Below are 25,872 nucleotides of genomic sequence, written 5' to 3'. Positions count from 1 at the left end.
CACGATACTTCCTGGCAATCTGCACCGCCGTCGCACCAGAAGCAGTCGACACTTGACGAATATACAACCCCACGAACCCAGTCTACGACCAGCGCTTAGTGCCCTGTTCGTCAACCATCAACCCTGCGATCATGCCGAAATCCCAGCCTCAGACCTGGCTACTGCCGAAAAATGAGCCAACTCGGGGCTGTTAGTCGTTGCGCTGCCACACTTCCTGCTCATAGGGGTTGTCCTGCTGATGCTGGGCCGATGCATAAGGTGCTTGGGCTTAGGTCAATCGCTGGAGAAAGGTATTCAAGGCAGCATTGAACTGGTCTGGATGTTCGAGGTTCGGGTAATGTGCGGCATCGGCAATGACGATTTCGTGAGCATCGTCGACCTAGTCGAGCAGCTCTCGCGTGAGGCGTTGAAGGGCTGCGCGTTGCCGACGCTTCGGTGCTACCGCGCCAGCCGGGCAACACGATGGCCCCGACCATCGGCGTGGGTGCCCGGGCAGGCCGTATCATCGCAGAATAAGCATAACTTTCCTCCCGCGCAGCAGGATCGATCAGTCAACGATCGATCCTGCTGTCTCCATCAACGTGGTTATCGTTGTCCACGGGCCCTCCCCGACATGCTGCATTTGCCTTCGGTGGGTGTTCCGGTGTACGAATTACCCGGTACTTAACTCAGTAACCACCACAGGAGAATCCCCGTGAGCCACTACCAGCCGTATGCCCCTCAGCCACTACAGGGAAGTAGCCTCCCAGACTCAAGCAGCTACCCAGCACAGCGGGTAGCCAATGAAGGACTCGGCGGCTGGGTGCTCACGGTCTTGTTGACCTTCATCCCGTTGGTCAACATCATTTACCTGCTGGTACTTGCTTTCGGCGCCGGCAGCTCGATCGCCAAACGCAATTTTGCTCGTGCCTCACTGATCTGGATGGTCGTGGGCATCATCTTGAGCATCGTCGGGTTCATTTTGCTGGCGATGTTTGGGATCACGATGTTCGAGGAGATCTCAAATACCTACCCAACGGAATTTGAGGAATTTGGCCAACTTGAAGAATTTAGCCAATTTGACGACTAAATTTTCAGGCGGGCGTCATACGGTTTAGCTAAACGCCGCCTGACCAGTCAGCTTCTGGCCCACGATCAGGGTGTGGACTTCGTCGGTGCCCTCATAGGTGCGCACCGACTCCAGGTTATTGGCGTGACGCAACGGCGAGTAGTCACCGGTAATGCCGTTGCCGCCCAGAATGGTGCGGCATTCGCGAGCGATCTCGATGGCGACCCGAACGTTGTCGAGTTTCGCCATGGAAATTTGATGTAGATCCATTGTGCCGGCGTTATTGGCACGCCCTAGCTGCAGCGCCATGAGTTGGCCCTTATTCAGGGCAATGGTCATGTCGGCCAGCTTCTTTTGGGTCAGCTGGTAGGCGGTGAGCGGTTTGCCGAACTGCATGCGGGTCGAAGCGTACTCCAGGGCAACCTCGATCGAGTCACGGGCTGCGCCCAGGGCACCCCAGGCGATGCCGTAGCGCGCCTCATTCAGGCACGAGAATGGTCCGCGCAGCCCAGGATTATGCGGAAGAATCGCATCGACCGGAAGGTGTGCATTATCCATGACGATGTCGCACTGCAGGGATGCGCGCATCGACATCTTCTGCTCGATTGCTTCGGCGCGGAAGCCCACGGTTTCTGTGGGGACGATGAATCCGCGCACCACGAGTTCGTCGTCGGGACGGGTATCGCCGTCGGGATGGACCCCGGCGGCTTTGGCATCGGCAACGGAAACTTTGGCCCAGATGATGGCCACCTGAGCAACTGTGGCCAGCCCGATCCAGCGCTTGGAACCATTGAGCACCCATTCGCCGTCGACCAGTTTGGCGTGGGTGGTCATCGACGACGGATCCGAGCCAGCGGTCGGTTCGGTCAGCCCGAAACACCCGATCACTTCACCGGCGGCCATTTTCGGCAGCCAGGTCTGTTTCTGTTCTTCGGAGCCGTTCTTGGCGATCGCCGTCATCGCCAACGAACCCTGCACGGAGATTACGGTGCGCAGCCCGGAGTCGCCGGCCTCCATTTCTTGCATGGCAATACCGTATTCCACCGCGGAGCGACCGCCGCAACCGTAGCCGTCAATGTGCATGCCAAATAGGCCAAGCTCGGCCATTTCCGGGATGAGTTCCATGGGCAAGGTGGCTTCATCAAACCACTTGGCGATATTCGGGCGCACGCGACGGTCCACGAACTCGGCGACTGTGTCACGGACCTCGAGCTCTTCATTGGTCAGCATGGACGCGATATTGAAGAGGTCGGTTTTTGAGTTTCGTAGTTCCGTCATCGACATGCATACTCCAGAAAGTCAGTGGCTTGAGGGCCTGTGCGGTTTGGTTGTGATGGTTTTCACGGTAGTCAACGGGCGCGCACCCAGCAACCGCATGACCGCATCATTGCGCAGATCGAGACTCATCGATGCGTTTCCAACATCGATCTTGCATTGGTGCGCCAACATGCCCAGCATGGACCTATGACTATGACACCAGGTTCTTCATCCCGTGGCGTGCTCGACGGCATCGTCGTCGCCGATTTCTCCCGCGTGCTGGCCGGCCCATATGCCACCATGCTGCTGGCAGACATGGGCGCGACCGTGATCAAGGTTGAGTCTCCCACCGGCGATGATACCCGCGCCTGGCAGCCGCCGGTCCGCGACGATCAGGCGACCTATTTCTTATCCGTCAACCGCAATAAACATGCGATCGCGCTGGATTTAAAAAACGACGACGACCTGGCCACCGCCCACAAACTGCTCGGCAAAGCCGATGTATTCATTGAGAACTGGAAACCCGGTGGGCTGGAGAAATTCGGCATGGATCCGGCCGCGGTGGCCCAGCGCTACCCACACCTGGTGCACGCATCGATCACCGGTTTCGGCACCAATGGCGGAGCCCACCTGCCCGGTTATGATTTGCTGGCACAGGCCGCCTCGGGGCTCATGGACATCACCGGCGAGCCTGAATCCGGCGGGCAGAAGGCTGGGGTGGCGATTTTCGACGTCGTCACCGGGCTGCATGCAACCGTTGGGATTCTTGGGGCTCTCCAGGAGCGCCAACTCAGTGGGAAGGGTCAGCACATTGCGGTGAATCTGATGTCGTCGGCGCTGTCGGGACTTGTCAATCAGACCTCCGCCTATGTGGCCGGCGGCGTGGTGCCGACGCGCATGGGGAACGACCACCCCTCGTTGGCACCATATGGACCATTTGCAGCCGGCGATCAACCGTTGATTATCGCGGTCGGCAATGACGGCCAATTCCGCCGGCTTGCCGCAGCGCTAGGCGTCCCGGAACTTGCCGACGACGAGCGCTACGCAACCAACCCGGCGCGCAATGCCCACCGCGAGCAGTTACGTGCCGAACTTGAGGTGCACCTGCAGCACAAGACAGCCTCCGAGTGGGTGGAAGAACTGCGCCACGTCCAAATTCCGTGTTCTGAAGTCTTCACGATCGCCCAGGGTGTCGAGTTTGCCCAAGACATCGGTTTAGAACCGGTCCAACCCGCCGGTGCCGAACAAGTACCAACCGTGAAACACCCGATAGAGTATTCCCGCAGTCAGGTCACCTATGACAAGGCGCCACCGCAGCTCAATGAAGATGCCGATGCCATCCTGGCGTGGCTGCACGAAGACGGTCCGCGACGTTTTGATGCTGACATGGTCACATCGAGAAATAATGGCGGTTGATCGTGTTCAGCTTGAAGTGTCGTTGCGAAGGCTTAGACACTTACACTGCTCAGTAGCTCGAATGCGGTAACCGCCCATCACATGCTCAATGACCAGATGCATACTAACGGTTTCGTGGTATCTTTTCACGATGCCAATCCACGGAGTGTGATGCCTGAATGCGCTATTAGTGGCTTGTCGCTGTCCCAGATTGATTAGCTCAGCAAGGAAGTGTGCGTAAATCTGCCTTGTTCATCAATGACTGTAGCTTTTAGTCGACGCATCCGCATGAATTTGATATCATGATTGATATCAAATTGGGGGTGTAAGTATGTCATCAATTATTGTTCGGGGCCTCGACCCTTCTGTAAAACGTCGACTAGCGGCGCGGGCTAAAGAACACGGACGGTCGATGGAAGCTGAAGTGCGCGATATCTTGACCCGTGCCGCAACACGCCCGCATATTGGTCTGGCATTGGCGCAGGCGGCTCGCGAAATTGGTGGAATGTCAGAATTGCAAATTCCCGAACGGACTGATCCCGCGCGAGTTGTAGATTTCGAATGATCGTCCTCGACACCAACGTAATTTCGGAGCTATTCCGTCCGAATCCCAATCCTCAAGTGATGTCGTGGCTTGAGCTGCTTACAGATGATGTTGCCATTACGTCCATTACCCTGGCTGAGCTATTGGCCGGAGTTCAGCGTTTACCAGATGGCAAGCGAAAGACACAGTTAGAAACTGCGATCGATATGGCGGTTGAGCCATATCGACATACCAAGGCTGTTCTCCCATTCGACTCGCATGCTGCGACTGAGTATGCGCACGTACTCGCGGGGCGTGAGCGTAGTGGCCTGCCGATTAGTATGGCAGATGCGCAGATAGCAGCTATCTGTCGAGTGCATGGGGCTACCTGTGCAACCAGAAACACGAAAGATTTCAACGCAACAGGTGTCGAAAGTGTGAACCCCTGGAGCGCATAAGGTCACACCACCGTGAGAATAAGTGAAATAGCTGCTCTGGCGGTTTCATGGTGAGTTGGTTTCAAGTGGGCGCTTAGGCTTTCAGAGCTGTCCCTGATCAGCAGAAAGCTTTAGGCCTGTGGTCGTCCCTTGAAGTCTGTGCTGTCCCGACTTCGGTGAATTTCAACGTTTTGATTATCGAAGAACTGACGAGCTGAGACTGACTGCAGTGCGGGCTCAGTCACTGAAGACATTGTGTCCTCGGTGACTGAGCCCTTACAAGGCATACGATGATGCAAAGTCGCGGCCGTGCTTTACGACCAATGGTTGGCTGAACGCAGTTTCATGGACTCGCGATACTCCCGAGTCGTTTCGGGAAAGAGTTCACCAGTGCCCCAGTCCAGGATGACACCATAGCGACGGATGACATCATGCATCGTCAGTTCACCACTTCGAAATCTTTGGGCAACAGACTCGGGTTCTTCTTCTAACCAGGAGGAACGATGCTCGGCGATATACGCTCGAGCAGCCGTCGTGGCAGCTACATCGATTTCGTACTCATCTAACTCGGGGTCGCCGACACGGATCACGACGCCATAGTCTTTCTCTGCGCGGTCCACCGACACATATGCGTCAATGACATCTTCAAGGACAAGCTCTGGATCGCGTTCGAGCGGGTCACCGAAACCGCCTCCACCAGCGGAAGGGCGGGTGAACTCATCGCCGGGTCGGACGGGATGGCCCGAGAACACCGAGCCCAGGTACTGCTCATCCTCCGTACCTTTATTGATCCACACCCCGTGCGGTATCGACGGGAGACCGCCCTCGATGCCCCAGGTGACAGACCGTGCACGGTCGCAAGAGTAGCTGACGACTGTCGATTGAGCATCCGTGAGGATCCCACCCTTTTGGACCCCCACACCACCGCGGAACTTTCCAGGACCGGCTGAATCGATGGCAATCGAGTGTTCGGTGGTGATAACAGGTGACAATCTTTCTTGGCCTTCGAGAGGCTGTACTGCAAGACCGGCACCGAATACCGGCGAGGTCGCGCCGGAACCGTCTTTGGTCGCGCGACCGCCCCAACCACCGGCCATCCAGTCGTACCACATGAAATACGGTTTAGATTCGCTGCGAGCATCCCGGCCGCCAACTAGCAGATACTCAAGGTTGAACGAACAGGCCATGGCACGCTCGGGCATGATGCGAGACCACAGTTCGAACACACCGTTCATAATTTTCTCGTGTGGACCCGAACAAAAACCGGTCACAGCAGTCGGCCACGCGGCATTAACGACGGTCCCTTCGGGACCGATGTCTGCAGTGACGGCACGGTAAAATCCTGAGTTCAGGGGCACTTCCGGAAAGAAGGTCTTCGTTCCGGAATACAGCGACGAGTGCGTGGTGCCATAACCCGAGTTGAGAAACGTAGCCACAGAGGGTGCTGAACCGTTGAGATCGTAATGGATCCCATTCTCATCGAGCGTGAGTTTAATGTGGATCGGGATCAGCTGCTCAGGAGTGGAGGGATCATTATCGATGTAGTCCACTGTTTCCCACGTTCCGTGCGGGAGTGTTTTGATCTTTTCCAAGACCGTGCGCTCAACGTAATCCTGAGTTTCTTGCATGGCATCTACGACGGTTTGCTTGCCGTATCGGTCGACGAGGCGAAGCACCTCGCGTTCGCATACCGCTGTAGCTTCTGACTGTGCATGCAGATCTCCCATTGCAACCTCGGGGGATCGCGTATTGGAGACAATCAGCTGCGCAACATCTTTGAGAAAGACGCCCTTGCTCCAAACACGTACGGGCGGGATTCGGACACCTTCTCCAAAGTGGTCCGTGGCGTTGATATAAAAGGATCCGGGGACTACACCTCCAATGTCCGCCCAGTGCCCTTTGTTCTGCGAGAAGGCAATGATCTCCCCTTCCGAGAAAATCGGGCGGATGAACGAGACATCGTTGAAGTGTGTCCCACCGCGGTAGGGGTCATTGATTAAGAACACGTCGCCCGGGTGGATGTCATCTTCGAACTGTTCAAGCACCGCTTTGGCTTGGAAGTGCAACGTTCCAACGTGTACTGCAATATCGCCGGAGCCCTGCATGACCGTATTGCCCTTGGCGTCGCACAGCGCTGAAGAGAAGTCTCGCGAGTATATGACAAACGAGTAGCAGGTGCGAAGAATTTGTTCGCTCATCAAATCGACCGAGGTAGCGAAGGCGTTTTTGAGGACTTCAAATGTCACCGGGTCGAGACGATCAGTCTGTCGTTCGACTGGCTGTGTCATCGTAGTCATTAGTTGCTCCTTCTAATATGGATACGGATATTGAGCCACTCATCAACCTCGGCATCAGTTTCTGGAGGTACCACAGTGGTCGAATCAAGCTGGTTGATGATTGCCGGACCTGTGAACTTTGCGCCGGCTGGGATGCCGGAACGGTTATAAACCGGTGTTTCGTGCCATTGCCCGTCAAAGTAGACGGAGCGCCTTTCGACGGGTTCCCCGGGTCCTCCGTCAGTGATCGCAGTTGGTTGGAAGTTTGGCTTGGTGGTCTTGCCAACGGCATGTAGCTGCAGTTGATACAACTCGACCGGGGTCTCGTCGTTGCGGAAGGCGAATTCGCGTTCGTGTTGTTCGTGGAAGGCTTCGATTGCCTTATTGAGTGCATCTTTACTATGACCCATTGGAATCACGAGTGAACGCCATTGACCTACGTACCGCATGGAGACCAGACGCTGCAGAACAACGCGATCATCAGAGACTCCCTCATGACGCAAACGTGCCGCGGCTTCGCTCTCCACTCGACGGTAATTTGCTTCGAGCTCTTCGGTGTCAGCTTCGCTCGCTAGCCCGGTGTATTGGCGGGAGAAGTCGTGTTGGATATCGACTAATAAACAGCCCATTGCGGAAGTGACACCGGGATTCGGCGGCACGACGACGGTCGGGATATTGAGTTCCCTTGCAACGTCTACGCCGTGCAAAGCTCCCGCTCCGCCAAAGGCGAGCAGCGCGAAGTCGCGAGGATCATGGCCACGCCGGATCGAAATAATGCGCACTGCATCGGCCATGTTTGCGTTGGCAACCTGAATGATCGATTCAGCGGCTTTTTCCAACGTGAGACCGAGCGGCTCGGCGATGACCCGTTGAATGGCTTCTGCAGCGAGATCCTTGTCGAGGCTTTTTGCGCCGTCCGCCAGTGATGTACCAAGACGTCCCAAGACCAGGTTCGCATCAGTATTGGTTGGCTGATCGCCGCCGGTATCGTAACAAGCCGGCCCCGGTGCGGCACCAGCCGACTGCGGGCCATTACGCAGCGATCCGGCGATATCGATGTGGGCGAGGGAGCCGCCGCCAGCGCCGATAGTTTTGACTTCAATTGACGGGAAGATAATAGGGTGTCCGTATTCGACTGACCACTCTTGAGTGATGCGCAGTTCACCATCTGCGACCAGGGAGATATCCGTAGAGGTACCTCCCATATCGAGACTTACGGCGTTGGCGTAACCACACTGGGAAGCAACATGTTGGGCGGAAATCGCGCCAGCTGCGATCCCGGAAGCTGCAAGTCGAACAGGGAACTGATCAACTGTCCGCGGGGTCATAGAGCCACCACCGGAGTGAAGCAATAGTAGGTCTCCGGCGTAGCCACCTTCGTGCAGTTTTTCCGAGAGACGGTTCACATACCCCGTGACAAGCGGTGCTAGCACAGCGTTCGCTACGGCTGTATTGAATCGTCCGTACTCAAACATCTCTGGCAGGATCTCAGCGGAGGTAGTAATTGAAGCGTCGGGCAGTTCCTCCTCAAGAATCTCTCGCATCCGCAACTCATGGGCAGAGTTGGCAAAAGAGTTCAAGAAACATACCGCAATGGTTTTTGTTCCTCGTTTGCGTAGCAGCGCGGCGAGGCGCCGGGCTTCGTCTTCATCTAATGCTTTAACCACACGACCCTGGTAGTCGATACGCTCACTGACCTCGAATCGGTCACGGCGTTGAATATAGGGGCCCGATACATCGTTGTACGCGTCCCAAAGATCATCTTTAGTGCCGTCACGAATTTCTATGACATCCCGAAACCCGGTGGTCGTGACGAGAGCCGCCTTTGGAAAGTTCCGCGTAATGAGAGCATTGGTCGCCACGGTGGTGCCATGGGAAAAGAGCGAGACGTCGGCAAGATTAATGTCACCTCGCTCGACTCCATTCATCACGGCGATCATGGGGTCGTGGGGAGTAGAAGGGACTTTAGTTACTCGCATGCTTTTTGATTCATCGTCGAAAATACAAACGTCGGTGAACGTGCCGCCGACATCAACAGCGACTCGGAGTTGCGCCATAGCTAACCTCCAGTAGTGAGCTCATAGTTTGTGTGACACAAGTCTCGTGGACGCATGCAGGTTTGGCCATTGGGTAGAACGAGAAACCGAGATTCGGATATTGTAATTATTCCAAGACAGTAGGGTGGGGTGGCGCCAACGCCCACCTCAAATTCCGAAAAATCGTGGCGTCTGGTCAAAATCTCGTCTTCAAGATGCCGATTTTTCTGTGTGAATGGAGTCCAGTAGTGACAGTCGATGGACGTGCTTTGAAGTTTCTCCAACGGGTCATGAGGAACCTTCCTGATGAAGACCAGTTGGGTTATGTGCTCTCCAGCATTGCTGCCGAGATTTATGCAGCGGTGTTGGTATTCGATATTGAAGGCGAACTCGTGGGGTCGATTGGTGGTGCTCCTTCCGAACTGATTTGGGAAAAAGTGGAAGAAGATGTGGTCGAATCAACAGCGCGTGTGGGGAAGTGGGTCCTGCTCACTCGACGTTTAGGTCCTAACAGGCAGGGCTTCACTTTGGTGCTTGCGACTCGGGTTGCTGAAGAAGTTGAAGCTTCTGCTGAGCTCATTGATGCTGCAGAAATAGCAATAAATGCAGTTCTGGCGGTTCTTCGGGGCGACGATGCTCGCTGGGTACGAGAGAATTCCGAGCTACTAGAGGCTCTTGAAAAGGGAGTCCCGCAGGCCAGAGAACACCGGTTTTGGCCTCGGTTAACAGAATTCGGCTTTATTGCGCACACGTCCTTTCTGGTCGTCGTAGACGAGGCAGTCACGGGAGAAGTGCCCTCGAGTGATTTTCTGTGGACGCTTCACGAACGGGCCTATTCCTCAGGCGTTCCCTTATTAGCTGCGGCTCGGCTCGCGATTGCTTCAAGTGATTCCGTCATACACATGCTCGTCCCAGATACAGCAGATGCGAAAGATTGGTTGAGGCGTGACTTTTCTGGTCGGGCTGTGGGTATTTCAGAGTCACATTATTCCCTCACAGATGTTCCGATTGGACTGCGTGAAGCTGAGTATGCTCAACGAGTTGCCATCACTCGAGCAAAAGCGCGAATGAACACAGGGGAGGGAAGTGAACTGATTGCTGAAGTGGCAAACTATCGTGAACTTCGTTTAGGGACTTGGAGCGCCGTCATTTCCCCGATTGATCAATTTCGCAGTCGGAAACGAGATCTGTTGGGCACTTTTGATCAGCATGCCGAGATTTTGGAAACCGTCATCATATTCCTGGCTAATGATCTGAGCGTGAATGACACTGCTCAACAGTTATTCCTGCATCCAAATACAGTGCGGTACCGTCTAGGACGTGCCGAAAGTTTGCTAGGGGGCTCGCTTTCTTCGCCACTTGTCATTACAGATCTAACGCTAGCTTTAGAAGCAGAGATCTGGGCGCATCATCCACATGAACATCGGGCGGGCGAGGGCAGCCAGTGAAGGCCTGACTGTTGGATCTAGAGCATATCGGACCGGGGCGGCTGATCTTCCCAGGAAAAAGCTTCTCGCACTTCATGCTGGACCGTGAGCAGTGCATCAGCGATTTCTTGGCGTGTCACAGTCGAATACCTGGCTAGGGGCAGGGCGACACTGAAGGCGACGTGTTCTCCGCCGATGTGGCCCAACGAGGTCGCAAGCGCCACGAGTCCCTTTTCCGTGGCTTCGACATTGATCGCGTAGCCTTGCCTACGAATGTCGTCGAGCTCGTGGTGTAACTGGGCGAGATTGAACGCTACCGCCTGCGGGGTGGCCCCCTGAGCGGTCGGGGCGTAGCGCGCATTAACGACCGCTGGGGCGAGATCCGCAAGCATTGCCTTACCTGATGACGCCAGATGCGCCGGCAGCCGCTTACCGATGCGACTGGTCAACACCAGGGCTCGGTCGGTCGCCGCTATTGCATCACTGTGGTGCACCGTAGTGCCAACCAGTTTGGCAACGTGCACGGTTTCATGCACCAGAGAAGATAGTCGTTCCAGGTGCGGGCGCAACCGATCATGAAGTGCCGGGACCTCTGGTGCCCGCCCAAAATGCAGTGCGTTGGTGCCTGGGAAGTAGCGACGTTTCGCCCCGCGCACGGCAAATCCGTCGGCTTCGATCGTCGTCAAAATGCGCGACGCCGTCGAGGGGTTCACTTCGAGATGCTCGGCGACCTCCGTGACGTTCACTGAACCTTGGGACGCCATGAGCTTTAGGACCTGGAGTGCCCGGTGAATTGCCTCAATACGCGGTATAGATTTGCTCACACCGCAAATCTAACAGGTTTCTTTGCTTATGTCGCATAAATCTGGGTAGGGTCACCTCAGGACGTGTTGTACAGCACTTTTTGTAAAGGACGGATAGACCCTCATGCAATACCACCTCAACGGCTATACCTACGGCGATCCAAGCATCGCGCCTGCCGGCCCAAATCATCGTCACCCGGGTGAACAGATGCCAGCCGAAGTCGATGTGCTGGTCGTCGGCACCGGCCCCGCCGGTGCCGTGCTGACCGCGCAGCTGGCAGAGTTTCCGGAAGTCTCGGTGGTGACCGTCGATCGTCGCACCGAACCTTTAGCTCGCGGCCACGCCGATGGTGTTGCTTGCCGGACCGTAGAAATGTTTGAGGCCTTTGGTCTGGCCGACACCCTGGTGCGCGAAGCGCTGTGGGTCAACGAAACGGCCTTCTGGTCGGTGGAAGAATCCGGAAACGGCATCACCCGCACCGGCCTGGTCCAAGACGTGGCCGATGGCCTGTCTGAATTCCCGCACGTGATCGTTAACCAAGCACGCATGCAGGAACTGCTCTTTGATAACGCCAAGAAATCGCCGTCCCGCCACGAAGTGGATTATGGCTGGCAGTATGTTTCCCAGCTCATTGACGAAACTCACGACTATCCGGTTGAAGTGACACTGGAGTCAACCCGCGAGGCCACCGCCGGTGACACTCGCACTATCCGTGCCAAATACGTGGTCGGGTGCGACGGCGCCCGCTCCGCCGTGCGCAAGTCCATCGGCCGCCACCTGCACGGTGACGTCCAAAACCACGCCTGGGGCGTGCTGGATATTCTGGTCCACACCGATTTCCCAGACATCCGCAAAAAGGCCGTCATCAGCTCCGAAGCCGGCTCGATGATCCTCATCCCGCGCGAAGGCGGCTACCTGGTGCGCATGTACGCGGATATGGGTGCCGTCCCGGAAGACGACTCAGAATTCCGCAATCGCATCACCGTCGAGCAAGTCATCGACCAAGCCAATGCGATCCTGTCGCCTTATACCGTGGACGTCAAAGACGTCGCCTGGTGGTCGGTTTACGAAGTCGGGCAGCGCATTGCCGATGGTTTTGATAATCTCAATGACGACGAGCGCGCCGCCAACCAGCCACGCATTTTCATCGCCGGAGACGCTTGCCACACCCACTCGGCCAAGGCAGGTCAGGGCATGAACGTTTCCATGCAGGACACCTTCAACCTCGGTTGGAAGCTCGGCGCCGTGCTGCGCGGCCAAGCACACCCAAGGCTGCTGCACACCTACGCCGAAGAACGTCGCGTCACCGCGCAACAACTCATCGACTACGACACCCACTGGTCGCGCATGGTCGGCTCCCGCGACTCGGGTAACCCGGTGACGCCGCAGGACGTTCAAGATCAGTTCGTGCGCGGCGGGAAATTCACAGCCGGGTTTGCCACCCACTACCAACCGGAATTCTCACCGCTGACCGGCACTGATGACCACCAGGACCTGGCAACCGGATACGAAATTGGCACCCGTTTCCATTCGGCTCCGGTCATTCGTGTCGCAGATGCCAAACCTGTCCAACTGGGCCACGTGCACCGAGCAGATGGCCGCTGGCGGGTCTACTTATTTGCCGATCAAACCGGTGTTGGTGCCGGCTCAACCGTTGCTAACTGGTGTGAACGCATGCACGCTGACGCCAACAGTGCAATCAACCGGTTCACTGATCCGGGCGCGGCCCGCGACTCGACCTTTGATGTCTATGGCATCAGCCAGGATGACCACTTGGACGTCGATATCACCGATATTCACGAACTACTGCAACCGGCCAAGGGTAAATTCGGATTGCAGGACCTCGAAAAGGTCTTCTCGGCAGAAAAAACCAACGGTCGTTTGCTGGGCAACATCCCAGGACTGGAAGCCACCCAGGACCTGTACGATTTGCGCGGCGTGGACCGTGCCAAGGGTGCAGTCGTCGTCGTCCGACCTGACCAGTACATCGCGCAGGTGCTGCCATTGAACGAATTCGATACCTTCGATAAATACTTCGCAACCTACCTGCTCGACACCAAAGTCAGCGCCTAACCCCGCGAACCTCATCTTCAGCCCGGGACCACACGCGTGGCCCGGGCTGAAGGCTATCCAAAGAGATCGGTAGCGGTGTCAATGACGGTTTGCAGGACTGGATTCAGCGCATCGCGTCGCCACACTAACCGCAGCGGCATGGGCTTATTTGAAGGGTCCTCGACCGTCAAGAATTTCACGTCATCGGCCGGTACTGCCGACGCGACCGATGCCAGCGTCAGCGATGCTCCCATACCCAGGCCTACGAGTAACATTACGGTCCAGGAATCGGGTACGGTTTGTTGACGTCGTGGCACAAAGCCGGCATTGAGTGTGAGCTGGCGGAATCGATTCTGCAGGGCGGAGTTATAGCCGCCGGGCAGATTAATCCACGGATCGTGGGCCAGTTTGGCCATTTGGATGCTGTCGTGTTTGGCTAGCGGATGGTTTTTTGGCAGTGCAACGAGTGCCTCGTCGTGGCCAAGGTGCAGGGCATCCAATTCGGAGGGCAAGAACTCCCAGAGCCCAATGGCGAAATCCAACGACTGATCGAGGACTTTTTTCAACGAGTCATCAGCAAACTGGGATGACTGGACTTCGAATCGTAACCGCGGTGCTTGGATGGCTAATTCGCGGGCCAGGGCTGCGACTTCGGCATTGGATGAGGCACCGGCAAAGCCCAGGGAGACGGTGCCAATCTGGCCCGTCATTGTCGATTTCACGGCTTCAACCGCGCGTTGCGACGCTGCCACCAGATCACGGGCCGGCTCGATCAGTGTCTTGCCGGCAACCGTGAGTTCGACCTGGCGGGAAGTGCGCTTGAACAATTGGGCTTCCAGGGAGCGTTCGAGCCGTTGAATGAGCCGCGACAGGGGAGGCTGGCCCATCTGTAAGCGCTCGGCAGCACGCCCGAAATGGAGTTCTTCAGCGAGCACCAAAAATGCGTGAGCTTCCGAAACTTCCATAACTCTCCTCAACGACCGTCCGACTTAACGTGCTGGCCGCCAAAACCCGTGATGGGAATTGACGGCCAGACTCCTACAGCTGCTGTGCGTTAGCTATCGAGCTGTTTTGGTTGTTGTCCGGCTTTCAGGGCTGCCAGACGTGCCTCAATTTCGGTTTGTTGGCCGAGATCTTCCAGCTCTTCAAACTGGGCATCCAGGGTGGAAGCGGCCAGTTCTTCCTGACCGCGGACGCGCGCTTCTTCGCGACGAATCTTTTCTTCAAACCGTGAGATCTCAGAATTTGGATCCAAGATGTTGATGGACTTCACGGCGTCTTGAACCTGAGCCTGGGCCTGCACAGCCTTGGAACGGGCCACCAATTGGTCGCGGCGGCTGACCAGTTCCTGGCGCTTTTGCTTCATCGTCTCAAGGCCCTGTTTTAGCTTGTCAACGACTTCATTCTGGGAAGTAATGGCCGGTTGGGCGGTCTTGGCTGAGGACTCGGCATCCATCTGGCGTTCAATGGCGACACGGGCGAGCTTATCGAATTTTTCGGCACCGGCGGCGTCACCGCTGGCGCGTAGTTCTTCTGCCTTATTCGAAGCCGCCAGGGCCTTATTGCCCCAGGTTCTGGACTCTTCGAGGTCTTCGCGGTAGTCATCTTCGGCCAGACGCAGGTTGCCAATGGTTTGTGCGATGGCAGACTCAGCGTCAGCAATGTTAGATGTGTAATCGCGAATGAGCTGGTCGAGCATTTTCTGAGGATCCTCGGCCGAGTCCAACATCGCGTGAATGTTGGCTTTGGCCATTTGTGTGATGCGCCCCAGGATGGATTGTTTCTCCATATTCGGTACCTTTCGTATGGTTCCGGCTCGCCGCCGGTTCGTCTTGGGTTGTTGCTACGTTATGGGATGTTTATGAACAATTAGAAACTTCCGCCGCTTCCACCACCAAAGCCTCCGCCACCGCCAAAGCCTCCTCCGGATCCGCCGAAGAACCCTCCGCCACCGCCGGATGAGCCACCACTGAAACCACCGCCGCTGCCCCAGGAGGAGCCGCCTCCGCCACCGCCAAGGATATGGCCCAGCAGGATTCCGCCGAGCATGGCACCCATATTCGAGCCACCTCGGTTGCCGCCACCGCGGTGATAGTCATCAAAATCGTGATAGTTCTGTTCGGCCAGTTGTTGTGCCAGCCGCCCGAGCTGTGCTGCTTGCTGTGCTTCTGCAACGGCTTGGACAGGGTCAGTCTTTTGTATGCTTAGCGCGGTATTAAAATGTGTTTGGGCAGCCGACAGTTTGGTTCGGGCATCATGCCGCACGGCACCGCGACGACGGCGAATATAATCATCCGCGGCATCAATGGTTGTTTTTGCTCTGGCCATCAGGGGGTCAAAATCTCGTCGTGCGGCGTCGACCTGCTGTTGTCGATCGCGCAGCGGCTGCAGCTGTTCTGCCAGCGGATCCAGCGTTTCATCGAGTGTTTCAAGGTCCTTGACCGGACGTCGACTAGGGCTCTGGGCTGCGATACGATCCACGGCCTGCTCAAGGGCGGCGATACTGCGCGGCAGTGCCGAATCTGTTCGGTGCTTGGCAGCAAACTCTTTGGCCTCACCCAATAAGGACTGGGCTTGTGCAAGTTCGACGCTCAATTGACGCTGGGCTTTATCCAACTGCGAGGGCAGCTGCTGGATTGAAGCGAAGAGTTCTTGGAGCTCTTGAGTCGTGTTTTCGGCTTCGTGGATATTCCAAGCAGCCTGGGACCGATCAGCTTGTTGTAGAGCGTTCTGGGCGGACGCGATTTTTTCCTGCCCAAAGGCCAACAGTCGCTTGGCTTGGTCTAAGTTCTCCACACCTTCTTCAAACGCTGGGCCGTCATAGCTTGCTGACAAGCCCTCGATCGTGGCCGAAGCGGTCTGAATCTGTGCAGGCAGCGGAGCGAAAACCGATGTCACGCGCTCCAAGGCTTCGGGCGCATTCTTTTCCAGATCGCGCAGCGTGGCGAAATCTTCCTCATGGGCCTGCAGCGACGACATGACCTGTGCCGAACGGTCCAGAATCTCTTTCAACCAAGCTCGCTGGTCTGCTTCAGTATCAGGGATGTGGTCATCGAGCTGATGTTGCAGCTGGAAAGACTGTTGCATGTGGTCTTTGGCCGCCTGCAAATCCTTCTGGAAGACCTCGACTGAGGCATCCCCATAGGAAGCCTGAGCGAACCCGATCTCTTGTTCTGCAATCTTGATGGCGTCATCGGCTTGGATCAACGCCGAACCGGCCTGGGTGCGCAATTCGTTAACCGGGATCGTATCCCTGGGATCGGAGGGACCAGAAGGCGCCGGCCCGCCCCGCTGCTGACGATCCTTGTTCTTGGACGACGAACGCCAGATCAGAAACGCCACGAAAATACCAATAGGTAGTAGCAGCCACCAGAACCAGCTCCCGCCACCAGATGCGTTGTTTTGCGCGCCGCCGGAACCCACATCACCGCTGGCTGCAGCGGTTAAGCCCTCAATGGCACCTTCCCCGGCACCAAACCAATCGCTGTCCGACAGTGCCGGCAGAATGTATTGGCGGTCAATATCGGACTGATACTGCCGAAACGGGCCCGAGGAATGGGCCACGAAATTATAGAGCCGATCCTGGGTGGCAATCGCCAAAATGTTGTCGTTGGAACCCAGCTGCTTTTGTTCGGCGACTTCTTGGACCCAGTCTTCAGGTTCTGCGGGGTTTTCGAAGGTTGGAACATAAATAATGAATAAGGTGGCACCGTGTTCGGACTGCAACTGGCGCACTTGGTCTTCGAGTTCGTTCTCTTCGCTATCGGACAGCACATCGGATTCGTCCACGACAAACGTTCCGGGCGGAATGGTCACCGGGTCAGCAGCTTGAGCTGGCGACAGGAAACCGAAAATGAACAGGGACGCCGTTACCAGTGCCATCCCAAATTTTCTGAAGGTCATGAACCCACCTATATCGTGGACCGGGTGAAGAGGCTATGTCTTGTGCCTTCTTGGAGTTTACCGGTTTCATGCCCTCAATGCGCGCCTGGGCCCACTGGCTGAGGTGTTTTGGTCACAATTTTTCTCCCACCGGCCCTACCCTGTCGCGGTTGTGCTGTCAGCGGCATCCCGGCACGTCAAACTGCGAATGCACAAGACAACTTCTCGACTCTCGCGCTAGACCCCTGCGGCAGGGTTAGTCGCTTCCCGGGGTGGACATCCCGGCAAGATCCAGTTCCACATCAAAACCGGCAAGTCGCGCAGGCCCACCTCGACGATTCCCCTCAACCGTGTCTTCTGGGAGGTGATACCCAATGGTAATTTCGAATTCGGCGCCTTGTGCCAGTTGCACGTCAACGATGGTCGTTTCACCGTTGGCGGCCAGCTGGCGCATGGTGGTCTGCCCGGTGCTCCAATCGATCAGCAGCTTGTCGTAAAAGCCATCGGATCGATCGTGGGTGAGATCCACGTCGGTAATTCTGGCGCGCAGTATCGCATCTGAGGGACCATCATTGCGCACCAACAGCGTCCGCCGCGCCGAATCACCCGGCACAATAACCGGGGTGCCGAAAAACGCTTCGGACGTCGATGAACTGTAATGCACGCCGTCCCACGATAATTGCATGGCGTTATTGCTCCCCTGACTGAGGGCAGCCGCCGACATTCCAAGGGCAAAAATCACCAGCCCGCTACCCGCAGCAGCGGCGATTTTCCCAAGCACGGGACGCAATTGTCGTTTCACAAATCATCTACTCACGGTCGGAAGGTTTCATAGCTAACGGTCAGCTGGTGGGCTGGCTCTTTGGCCGGGTCTAAAACGGTGGTGACTTCCGCGTGCCACTCATCGGTGGCGTCAACTGTCACATCCGCAGGGTCCTTGGCGGTGGCCTGGACCGAGTTGTCAAAGGCCCCTTCATCGGAGAATTCATCGACGACGGCGACCAGGCACCAGTGCTCAACCACTGGCTCAGCAGAAGCCGAGTATGTGGCACCCACCGGCGTGGAGACCGGTTGGGCATCTGCACTCGGGGCGGCATCAACCGTACATGCTGCTGCGGAGGAGACCCGGAACAGTGTGGTGGACGCGGCACCAAAAATATTGTCGCCCCAGTCGGGTTCGGCAATCTGATAGCGCAGCCCCGTATTACCCTGGCTCACCGACTGGGTCTCAAATGCGATGGCCACAGCGCGCTGTTCTTTCAGGGTGGCAGCCGTGTCAGTACCGATGGGCACGGTGACCTGTCCATCCACCGCAGTCTTGGTGGCTCCGGGAGTTCCTGCGGCAAAGTATTCGTAACCGCTGTGGGATTGGGCAGAAAAATCGATGCCGGTATTCCACAGCGCCAGGGTGGTGCCACCTGAACCGATGAGCACACCTGCAGCGCTCGCCACGGCGGCCAGTTTCAGCGTGCGCTGCCAAGGTGGTGGCGCTTTGCGGTGTTTCATGATGCGCCACCTGTCGACCGGACCTGATGTACGGCAACATCAAAATTGCCCAATTCGCTCAGCGGGTCTGGAGACTCGGCACCAAAACGCGTGTCTACCTCGGTCAAGTCCAGCTCGACTTCTACCGCGTAGTGCCCGCCGTCGTGGGCGGCAAATTCCATGGCCTCACCAAGTTCAACCGGTGTCTTATGCAGCGGGTTCCCGCGGCTGTCGACCAGCGTGTAGGTGCCGGTCACGCCGTGCGGCAGGCCCGACTCAGCGGACCAATCCACGCTGAGCTCAGTATTCAAATTATCCCCGCGCAGGGTGGTTTCAAACGGGATGGCCACCGTAATTGAATCTCCGGGACGAAGCAAGAACGTTGCCGGGTCAATTACGCGAGGAGTAGCCGTCACATCCGGGGAGGTCTCATGCCAAGTGGGGGCTGACAGGCTCGAGATTTTGAGGTCACCGGAGGACACGAACTGGGCTTGGGCGGTGTCGTGGTCGCTCCACAGCGCAAACGTGCCACCGGCTGCGCCGATTCCGGCAAGCACTGCCACACCAATCGGCAGCAACCAGTTGTGCTGTGCGGCGCCGTCGTCATTAGGCGATGAGGTCATGGTCCTCCGTTCGTTTCTGGCGCCGTGAAGACCTCACTCCGGAGGAAATCGCGTACACGGCATAGCCAAACAGCCCGATTGCGACAAGCACTACGATGGTGGTCCGGTACTGGCCAAAGAGATTCGAAACGTGACCGATATAGGGCACGTGATAGATCACTTTGCCCATGACTTGTTCTTCAATGATGGGGTTATCGTCCTGGCCGTTGGCATCGCCGCGGGTCACATAGCTGACGCCGTCCTCACCGGTGCGGTGGGCGACAACCCGGTGGGTTACCAGGGTGGGATCACCGGAGACGGGTTGGAATGTGACGACGTCGCCAATGGCATAGGAGTCTTGGGGAATGGACACGACCATATCGCCGGGTGAATAGGTGGGTTCCATTGACCCGGATAACACGGTCAGCCCCGCGCCGCCCATAAGTTTTGGAACGACGACGACGGCTGCGACAAGGAGCAGTAAACCCACCAGCGCAGTGGTAGTGATACCAGAGATCACGCCATGCAGCACACCCGGGTCTTTGGCCCGAGCTGCGCGGTCAGCTTCCCTGTGTGAGCGACGAGTGTCTGACCTGGTTTCCATGGTGCGTTCCTTTACTGCGCTGGTGGGTCCTGCAAGTTATGGATGAGTAGTGGGTTATGGGTTAGCGAGGGCCACCGTGTCCGCTGCCTTTATAACCGTAAGCACCCGCGCGAACCTGTTGCAGTTCGAGTTCCGAGTCTTTCAAACGAGCTTGTGCCCGAGTGAGATCACGGTCAGAGGTGCCTTCCTTGAAGGTCACGGTGACAGTCACAGTGAATTCAGCACGGCCGTCGCCGTCTGCGTCAACGCGTGGCAGGTTGCCTGCGTTGCCGTTGTCCTTGGACGCCAGGAAGATCTTCGAACCGTCTTTGCCACTGGTGTCTACGGTCCTACCCCAGCGGTCTTGGACTTCGTATTCGATGTCCAGACCTTTGGCCAAATCGTCCGAAGCGTGTTTCTTGCCTGCTTCGGCCAGTTTCAGCTGCGCGACCATGTTTTCACCTTCAAGGGCGACCTTGATCGGGTAGCGAGCCTGGATCTTATCTCCTGGAATGATGCGGAAGCGTTCCAGGTTAATCTCGTGACCATTGCGGCCTTTATCAGTGCGGTCAGGCGAAATATCCCGCCAGTTGACCTCATTGACTTTGACCTCGAGATTCCCGGACCTGATCCGTTGATCATCTAGGTCGGCACTGTCGCTCCACAGAGCAAACGTTGACCCACCCAGGAGCAAGCCCAGTCCGGCTGCGCCGGCCAGGAAGCCTTTGGTTGTCTTCTTCATGATCTCTCCTTGTAGTGTGACCCGGTGTTTTGGGCCGGGGTATAGTGATTGGGTGTTTGATGAGAAAGTGCTACGGATACGTTTTGTCGCCCGTGTGCACGACACATAAGAGCCCTGCTGCAGCGCTTAGTGATCGGCCGTCACCGCCCCTGAGGCAGTGCACGTCATCGACTCGCCCACAGCCAAGGTGTTTCTGGGGCAGGTAATGGCGTCATCGGGCAACTGGCTATCTGTGACGACCACGTCGTCCAGCGGAGTTTCCCCCGTATTTGTCACCAGGTAGGTCCAGGTGACAGTCGTGCCGGCGGATATCGAACTGCCGCGAGGAATCTCGGGTGCATCAGCCAATCCGCCAATATTTTCTGTACCCCAGGCCTGCTTGGAGATCTTCAGCGCAGGATCCAGGGTTTGGACGGCGTGGAAGGTGCACTCCACGCGATCACCGCGTGCAATCTTCAACTCGGCTGTGGCCTTGCCACTGGCCGCCTTGGTGCCGTTGACTTCACAAGTGCTGTCCTTGGCCACCCAACCGTCGGCTTGCTGCTGGTCGGTGAGCATCGAGTTGAGCGTCAGCCCGGTGGCTTTCGCCGAGTCCAGATCGAGTGTGTACGACACGGTGCCTTGCTCGCCGGTCTGCTGGGTGGCCTCGGGTGCGACCGCAGCATGTGTGGCCTCGAGGCTAAAAGTCCAACCGGAACCGGCGGTTGCAGCGTGCTGGCCATAGGCGCTGAGTTTTTGGGTGACTTGCACGGTAGTTTCACAGGCCAGCTGGTCGGCAACCGAGTCCAACAGCATGGGGAGTCGACCCAGGCCGATCGTGTGCACATCTGCACCGGTATAGGACACAGAGCTGGAGGTCTGCGATCCGGCGATTGCCCGTAGGTTCGCCGTACTGCTTGATCCCATGCGGACCGCTAAGATGCGGGTGCCCTGGGCTTTGACCGCATTGGCCGAACGAATAGTTTGTTCAACGTCGGCAAAGCTGCTGGCCTTGGCACCGGCTCCCACCACAATGGCCAGATCATAGGATCCCTGTGCTGTCTGTCCCAGGTCACCGTCCAGTACGGTGACCGTCGAGTTGGTACCCGCCAGGCGTCGCTTCATGGCTTCGGCTGCGGCGGTGAAGTTGCCCGCCGCACCGGACCGGTCTAACACCAAGGCAATATCGGCCCCGGGTCGGCAGTTCAGCGACGCCGACGGATTGGCCCGAGAATTCTGCCAGGTGCCCGAGGAACCCTGGGTGCGCATAAAGTCACTGCCGGAGCTGTAGCTTGCACCTGCGCGGAGGGCGGGGCCGGTGCGGAACCGGTACGGGGTCTCGGAGCTCAAGCCCACCGTTGCGTTGGCGTACCAACCAGAGGGCGCCGATTCTTGTACGACCCAGAAGCGCTGATCGTAGTTCTCCCCTTGCTCATAATCATCCGTGGCCGGGTGCGTATCGGGGATAGTAAAGGAACACGTGCCGGAACCATTGGACGTACACTGTGCCCAGGCGCCCGACACGGCCGACGACGGACCGGATTCACCACCGGTATATAACCGCAGCGAGGCCCCGGCCAGCCCGGACTGATTGCCCCCGACGTGCACCGTGATGGTGGCTTCAGTTTCTTCCGGTTCAACCTCGGTGTCGTCTTCTTCCTCGGCAGTTTCAGACTCTTGGGTCGTAGCCGATGGGGAAGAGCTCTTCTCAGACTTCTTCTTGGTGCTCGGGGATTTGGTGGTCGACTCCTGCCGCGGTTGTTGTGGCGGCGCAGGTTTGGTGGCCTCGGCTGGTGCGTCGTCGGCGTCATCATCACTGCTTGGTGTTGCCGGAACCGTGGAAGTCTGCCGGGGCGTCTCTTGGATTGTCACCGACTCAGATTCCGCTGCGGAAGCAAGGACCGTACCACCTGTCAGACCGGCGATCACCAGGGCTGCACTGAACAGGGTGGCAACTGATTTCCGGATGGGTTTCCGGTTGTTGCACACCCCAGTGTCCCTCTCAGGTAGTCGCACGCGGTGCCACCTCTCCAATCGGACATGCATGATGATGAGCCCTGAGGATCCGCAGTCGGTGCACATTGAGCGATAAGTGAATATCGACTGAAATCCCAGATGATTCACAGACTATGAGCCGCAAGCGGACAGAACACTAGCTCTATGACCAGTCCGATGTTGGTTCTCATGCACGAGCCGTGGGAACGGGTACTAGGTTTGCCGCGGGAAAGCGTGAGGACAGCGTGCGGGGGTGTTAAACACAAAAAACCTGACCCACCATTGGTGGGTCAGGCTGAACACGGGGTGTTAGTCGGTGGCAGATTCTTCGGTGGCACGGGCTCGCAACGACTCATGAAACAGCATTGCGACCTCCGCCCGCGAGCTCAATTGCAGTTTCCGCAAGATATTCGACACGTGAAAGCGCGCGGTGGATTGCGAGACCACTAAACGTTCTGCAATTGACCGGTTGGAGTGGCCGTCCGCCAATAAGGCGGCGACTTCGCGCTCGCGTTGGGTCATGCTCGTCAAGACGTCATTGCGCGACTGACGATTCTGTTCGATAGCGGCGTCCAATTGCTTGCGCGCAGAGGCCAGATAGGCGGTCGCGTCAATGTCTTCCAACGTCGTCACCGCTTGGCGCAGGATGGTGTCGGCCTTTTCAAAATCGTGCTGTTCCAATAAGAAGACGCCGTAATCACGGTTGGTCAGAGCCCATGCCAGCGGATACGTTTTCTGCTTGAGGGCAGCTTTGTAATGTTGCTGGGCTGCATCAAGTCGGCCGTGCGCCTGGGCCAGGCGAGCTTTGAGCCAGTCCAGGCTGCCCCAGTGCTCAAACCAGGTGGTGCCACGACGTCGTGCTAGCTCCTCGATGAGGTCTTCGGCGGCATCGAGCTCACCGGAGTCAATCAGTGCATGCACCCGGTAGGTCAAAAAACCGCGCAGCGTCGTGGCAATATTGAGCACCTCGGGGCGCGCGGTGATCTCCAAAATGGCCTGATCATCGCCCACGGCCCGAGCGTGCTCCAATTGCGCCATGGCTGCCAGGTCCCGGCCGTAGTGTTCCCAATCGAAATCCCACAGGCGCTCGGCTTGGCTAATATAGGCTTGCGGATCTGACTGCTGGGTAATAGATAGGACCTTGGCACGCAGTGCTGCACCGGTCAATCGGGCCTCCAGATCCAGCGAATCGTGGCTGATTTCGTCGAAATGATCCAGCGCTTCGATGGCCTCGTGGTATTTGCCGAATAGGAGGAAGCAGTGGGCCTGAATGATGCGCGGGGTCGCATTGGACCAAGACTCTAAGGCGCCGCGATCCAACAGATCAATGGCTTGGCTGGCCATATCGTGGGCTCGAACCGTCTGGCCAATGGCCATAGCCAGACCCGACAGCGTGGTCAAACAATCAATCTTGGTGCCGTTGGGCGGCAGGGTGGCTACCCGGCGCATGAGTTCCGGCAGCGCCATGCGAATGTCTTGCTGACGGCCATCAAGATTCCACTGGACTAATTCCATGCAGTCTAAATGCAGGATGAAATCTTGGGGAGCCACCATCCAGACATACCGACGATCCAGCAGTTCCTCGGGACTCTGCGGTCCCTTGGCGATGAAGTCTTTCGCCACCGGAATCGTATCCAGCACCCTGCGGCGTTCTGGACTGCGCATCATCATCATAATCAGTGTGAAGAGCAGGTACCCTTGCAGTGCGGTCTCATCCGGAGTTTCACTCGTGGCCTCCAGTACCGCTCGAGCTCGGTCTTCGGGATAAGGGTCATCCACGATGTAGACCCGCAGCATCAACGCCAAGAACTCACGCAGCATGCCAGGTGGAAAGGACTCGATTTCGGGCAGCAGATCTAAACACCGGTAACCCGATTTGGCTCGGATACTGATCAATACCAGATCAGTGATCAACCGCTGACGAACGTTGGAATCCTCCGCGAGGTCCAGTCCCATGCGCAGAATCTCGGTGGCGTGGTCGAACTGGCTTAGTTCGGTGGCCTCGGTGACGTATTCTTCCACCCGGGCTTCGAGGGTGTCATTCCAGGACTCGGCCCCCATAAACATGTGCCACACTGATCGATACCCATCCGTGAGGTCGGATAAGACTCGGTGGACTTTGCGCCGAAATGGTGGTTCCACCACGCTGCGTACCGCGGAGGCGATGAGCTCGTGTTTGGGCACAATGGATTTGCCAAATCCGGATTCTCGAATCACCCCGGCCTGAATCGCATCGTGAATCTTATTGGGCAGCCCCAGCTGTTCCAGCGCGGCCAGTAGCATTTCGCGCGGTAATTCATGCTGAGCCAGGCACACGATTTGCGCTACGGTTTGAGCCTGCGTATCCAACTCATAGAAGGAGCCCAGGAGGGGATTTTGGACTTCGATGTCGCGTATCGGAAATTTCCAGGTGCGGTGGAGCTGTTTGACCTCTTCGGGCGTGACCTGGCTGAAGATGCTGTCCACGCCAATAAAAGAACCACCGGTGGCGCGCTGCAGTTCGGCGGCGTTCTGGCGCGAGATCGTCATGCCGAAACGGTCCATGGCCAGCGCCCGAATCTCGGCTTCCTGCAGCGGTCCAATGTCGATGTGCTGGTCTTGCGGATTGGCGGCTGCCGCCTGGGCTAAAAACTGGCCGATCGAGGAGGGTTCGTGGGGTGTGCGGGCACTGCAGACAAAGACTATATTGCGACGGTTCACCCGTGGAATGAGGTGGCGCAGTACGCGAGTGGAATCGTCGTCGATCCAGTGGGCGTCATCAATGAGAATGATGTGCCCCTGTCCTGGTCCGGTCGCGTCGCTGAGCAAATGGCGAACACACGCGCGAGCCACCGAGAGCGGTTGTTTCTTACTTTCGGTTTCAAAATCCCAATCGGGAGCGAAACCAGCGGCCAAGAAGCGCTCGATGAAGCTGTAGGGTTCACCGCGTTCGATCCGGTCGGCGGCAAGGAACGTTACCGGCCAGAGTTCGCGCTGTCTAGCTTGTTGGGCGAGTTCGCGCAAGAAATAGGTTTTGCCCATTCCGGCCAGACCATCTACCAAGACGGTACCGCCACCCTGCGAGAAAACATTGTCGAGCACATCCGAGGCCGTTTGACGTCGAAAAGTGATGGGGTTTCCGGACAATGTTCTTCCCCTTCCTCAGGTGCAAGTTTCGGTGAAGAGTGTTTTTAGTCAACGCGGATCGTACTGCGGTTTCAGGCCCCAGTGCAGCCTGATGTGTAGAACTTCATCGCCCGGCTGGCGGGCCGTTCTATCGCATGTTGCGAGAACTCTCTGCGTTGTATGTCAAGACTAGTGGCAATCTGTTAATAAGGGGAATGGTTCAGGGCGATTTTTTAACGATAAA

General features: G+C 57.2%; 20 protein-coding genes. 6 read left to right on the top strand and 14 right to left on the bottom strand.

All coding sequences use genetic code 11. From position 1 onward, the window contains the following. The first annotated feature begins 694 nt into the window (after nt 1-694). Nucleotides 695-1,069, top strand: coding sequence for a hypothetical protein (locus tag A6F49_RS00590; protein WP_052500001.1), 375 nt, complete (start codon nt 695-697; stop codon nt 1,067-1,069). 24 nt (nt 1,070-1,093) lie between these two features. Here A6F49_RS00590 and A6F49_RS00585 read toward each other — a convergent pair whose 3' ends face one another. After that, entirely contained in the window at nt 1,094-2,332 is a 1,239-nt protein-coding gene (locus A6F49_RS00585; protein ID WP_043055903.1) for an acyl-CoA dehydrogenase family protein, read from the bottom strand. 180 nt (nt 2,333-2,512) lie between these two features. Between A6F49_RS00585 and A6F49_RS00580 the strand changes: the two genes are divergently transcribed. The 3 genes from A6F49_RS00580 to A6F49_RS00570 all read left to right on the top strand — a co-directional run bounded on the left by A6F49_RS00580 (nt 2,513) and on the right by A6F49_RS00570 (nt 4,681). Further along, nucleotides 2,513-3,721: a CaiB/BaiF CoA transferase family protein gene (locus A6F49_RS00580; protein WP_043055943.1), complete on the top strand. Its 1,209-nt coding sequence runs from the start codon at nt 2,513-2,515 to the stop codon at nt 3,719-3,721. A gap of 310 nt (nt 3,722-4,031) precedes the next feature. Further along, on the top strand, nt 4,032-4,265 hold the full coding sequence (locus tag A6F49_RS00575) for a FitA-like ribbon-helix-helix domain-containing protein (protein ID WP_043055904.1): 234 nt from the start codon (nt 4,032-4,034) through the stop codon (nt 4,263-4,265). Further along, nucleotides 4,262-4,681, top strand: a complete 420-nt coding sequence (locus tag A6F49_RS00570; protein WP_043055905.1) for a type II toxin-antitoxin system VapC family toxin — start codon at nt 4,262-4,264, stop codon at nt 4,679-4,681. The genes A6F49_RS00575 and A6F49_RS00570 overlap by 4 nt, the downstream gene beginning before the upstream one ends. 293 nt (nt 4,682-4,974) lie before the next feature. On the opposite strand, the gene A6F49_RS00565 is transcribed toward A6F49_RS00570, so the two are convergent. Both A6F49_RS00565 and A6F49_RS00560 read right to left on the bottom strand, forming a co-directional pair. Continuing rightward, nucleotides 4,975-6,957 carry a hydantoinase B/oxoprolinase family protein gene (locus tag A6F49_RS00565; protein ID WP_043055906.1) on the bottom strand — a complete coding sequence of 661 codons (1,983 nt, stop codon included), beginning with the start codon at nt 6,955-6,957 and terminating at the stop codon, nt 4,975-4,977. Beyond that, nucleotides 6,957-8,993 (bottom strand): hydantoinase/oxoprolinase family protein, encoded by a 2,037-nt coding sequence (locus A6F49_RS00560; protein ID WP_043055907.1) that lies wholly within the window; start codon nt 8,991-8,993, stop codon nt 6,957-6,959. Before A6F49_RS00560 ends, A6F49_RS00565 begins: the two co-directional genes overlap by 1 nt. Before the next feature lie 227 nt (nt 8,994-9,220). Here A6F49_RS00560 and A6F49_RS00555 point away from each other — a divergent pair, with 227 nt between their 5' ends. Continuing rightward, a complete protein-coding gene (locus tag A6F49_RS00555) occupies nt 9,221-10,420 on the top strand; it encodes a PucR family transcriptional regulator (RefSeq protein ID WP_043055908.1) in 1,200 nt (399 codons plus the stop codon). A gap of 17 nt (nt 10,421-10,437) precedes the next feature. On the opposite strand, the gene A6F49_RS00550 is transcribed toward A6F49_RS00555, so the two are convergent. Beyond that, nucleotides 10,438-11,223 carry an IclR family transcriptional regulator gene (locus tag A6F49_RS00550; RefSeq protein WP_150119315.1) on the bottom strand — a complete coding sequence of 262 codons (786 nt, stop codon included), beginning with the start codon at nt 11,221-11,223 and terminating at the stop codon, nt 10,438-10,440. Between the two features lie 103 nt (nt 11,224-11,326). Here A6F49_RS00550 and A6F49_RS00545 point away from each other — a divergent pair, with 103 nt between their 5' ends. Next, nucleotides 11,327-13,276, top strand: coding sequence for an FAD-dependent monooxygenase (locus A6F49_RS00545; protein WP_043055909.1), 1,950 nt, complete (start codon nt 11,327-11,329; stop codon nt 13,274-13,276). Nucleotides 13,277-13,329: 53 nt separating this feature from the next. Here the strand turns inward: A6F49_RS00545 and A6F49_RS00540 are convergent, their stop codons facing one another. The 10 genes from A6F49_RS00540 to A6F49_RS18670 form a co-directional block, all read right to left on the bottom strand. Further along, complete coding sequence (locus A6F49_RS00540) at nt 13,330-14,220, bottom strand: LysR family transcriptional regulator (RefSeq protein WP_043055910.1); 891 nt, start codon at nt 14,218-14,220, stop codon at nt 13,330-13,332. Between the two features lie 89 nt (nt 14,221-14,309). Continuing rightward, nucleotides 14,310-15,044, bottom strand: a complete 735-nt coding sequence (locus A6F49_RS00535) for a PspA/IM30 family protein (RefSeq protein WP_043055911.1) — start codon at nt 15,042-15,044, stop codon at nt 14,310-14,312. Nucleotides 15,045-15,124: 80 nt separating this feature from the next. Further along, nucleotides 15,125-17,158 carry a TPM domain-containing protein gene (locus A6F49_RS18255; RefSeq protein ID WP_052504649.1) on the bottom strand — a complete coding sequence of 678 codons (2,034 nt, stop codon included), beginning with the start codon at nt 17,156-17,158 and terminating at the stop codon, nt 15,125-15,127. A gap of 235 nt (nt 17,159-17,393) precedes the next feature. After that, entirely contained in the window at nt 17,394-17,939 is a 546-nt protein-coding gene (locus A6F49_RS00525; protein ID WP_043055913.1) for a hypothetical protein, read from the bottom strand. 11 nt (nt 17,940-17,950) lie between these two features. Beyond that, entirely contained in the window at nt 17,951-18,643 is a 693-nt protein-coding gene (locus tag A6F49_RS00520; protein WP_043055914.1) for a hypothetical protein, read from the bottom strand. Next, entirely contained in the window at nt 18,640-19,245 is a 606-nt protein-coding gene (locus A6F49_RS00515) for an alternate-type signal peptide domain-containing protein (RefSeq protein ID WP_052500003.1), read from the bottom strand. Before A6F49_RS00515 ends, A6F49_RS00520 begins: the two co-directional genes overlap by 4 nt. Then, a complete protein-coding gene (locus A6F49_RS00510; protein ID WP_052500004.1) occupies nt 19,229-19,828 on the bottom strand; it encodes a signal peptidase I in 600 nt (199 codons plus the stop codon). Before A6F49_RS00510 ends, A6F49_RS00515 begins: the two co-directional genes overlap by 17 nt. A gap of 61 nt (nt 19,829-19,889) precedes the next feature. Then, nucleotides 19,890-20,549, bottom strand: coding sequence for an alternate-type signal peptide domain-containing protein (locus tag A6F49_RS00505; RefSeq protein WP_043055915.1), 660 nt, complete (start codon nt 20,547-20,549; stop codon nt 19,890-19,892). A gap of 126 nt (nt 20,550-20,675) precedes the next feature. Then, entirely contained in the window at nt 20,676-22,544 is a 1,869-nt protein-coding gene (locus tag A6F49_RS00500) for a DUF7507 domain-containing protein (protein WP_161485742.1), read from the bottom strand. Between the two features lie 288 nt (nt 22,545-22,832). Next, nucleotides 22,833-25,649, bottom strand: coding sequence for a helix-turn-helix transcriptional regulator (locus tag A6F49_RS18670; RefSeq protein WP_052500005.1), 2,817 nt, complete (start codon nt 25,647-25,649; stop codon nt 22,833-22,835). Nucleotides 25,650-25,872 lie beyond the last annotated feature (223 nt).

Origin of the sequence: Enteractinococcus helveticum (assembly GCF_001657475.1) — a bacterium.
Classification (GTDB): Bacteria; Actinomycetota; Actinomycetes; order Actinomycetales; family Micrococcaceae; genus Yaniella; species Yaniella helvetica.
Note: the sequence above shows the minus strand (reverse complement) of the source record. Positions and strands in the feature narration are given on the sequence as shown.

What these genes read in the sequence shown, in the direction of transcription:
- A6F49_RS00580 (WP_043055943.1), top strand. Translation starts at nt 2,513, where the DNA reads ATGACTATGACACCAGGTTCTTCATCCCGTGGCGTGCTCGACGGCATC.
- A6F49_RS00570 (WP_043055905.1), top strand. Translation starts at nt 4,262, where the DNA reads ATGATCGTCCTCGACACCAACGTAATTTCGGAGCTATTCCGTCCGAAT.
- A6F49_RS00565 (WP_043055906.1), bottom strand. Translation starts at nt 6,957, where the DNA reads ATGACTACGATGACACAGCCAGTCGAACGACAGACTGATCGTCTCGAC.
- A6F49_RS00535 (WP_043055911.1), bottom strand. Translation starts at nt 15,044, where the DNA reads ATGGAGAAACAATCCATCCTGGGGCGCATCACACAAATGGCCAAAGCC.
- A6F49_RS00545 (WP_043055909.1), top strand. Translation starts at nt 11,327, where the DNA reads ATGCAATACCACCTCAACGGCTATACCTACGGCGATCCAAGCATCGCG.
- A6F49_RS00520 (WP_043055914.1), bottom strand. Translation starts at nt 18,643, where the DNA reads ATGAAACACCGCAAAGCGCCACCACCTTGGCAGCGCACGCTGAAACTG.
- A6F49_RS00585 (WP_043055903.1), bottom strand. Translation starts at nt 2,332, where the DNA reads ATGTCGATGACGGAACTACGAAACTCAAAAACCGACCTCTTCAATATC.
- A6F49_RS00540 (WP_043055910.1), bottom strand. Translation starts at nt 14,220, where the DNA reads ATGGAAGTTTCGGAAGCTCACGCATTTTTGGTGCTCGCTGAAGAACTC.
- A6F49_RS00510 (WP_052500004.1), bottom strand. Translation starts at nt 19,828, where the DNA reads ATGGAAACCAGGTCAGACACTCGTCGCTCACACAGGGAAGCTGACCGC.
- A6F49_RS00515 (WP_052500003.1), bottom strand. Translation starts at nt 19,245, where the DNA reads ATGACCTCATCGCCTAATGACGACGGCGCCGCACAGCACAACTGGTTG.
- A6F49_RS18255 (WP_052504649.1), bottom strand. Translation starts at nt 17,158, where the DNA reads ATGACCTTCAGAAAATTTGGGATGGCACTGGTAACGGCGTCCCTGTTC.
- A6F49_RS00575 (WP_043055904.1), top strand. Translation starts at nt 4,032, where the DNA reads ATGTCATCAATTATTGTTCGGGGCCTCGACCCTTCTGTAAAACGTCGA.
- A6F49_RS00505 (WP_043055915.1), bottom strand. Translation starts at nt 20,549, where the DNA reads ATGAAGAAGACAACCAAAGGCTTCCTGGCCGGCGCAGCCGGACTGGGC.
- A6F49_RS00560 (WP_043055907.1), bottom strand. Translation starts at nt 8,993, where the DNA reads ATGGCGCAACTCCGAGTCGCTGTTGATGTCGGCGGCACGTTCACCGAC.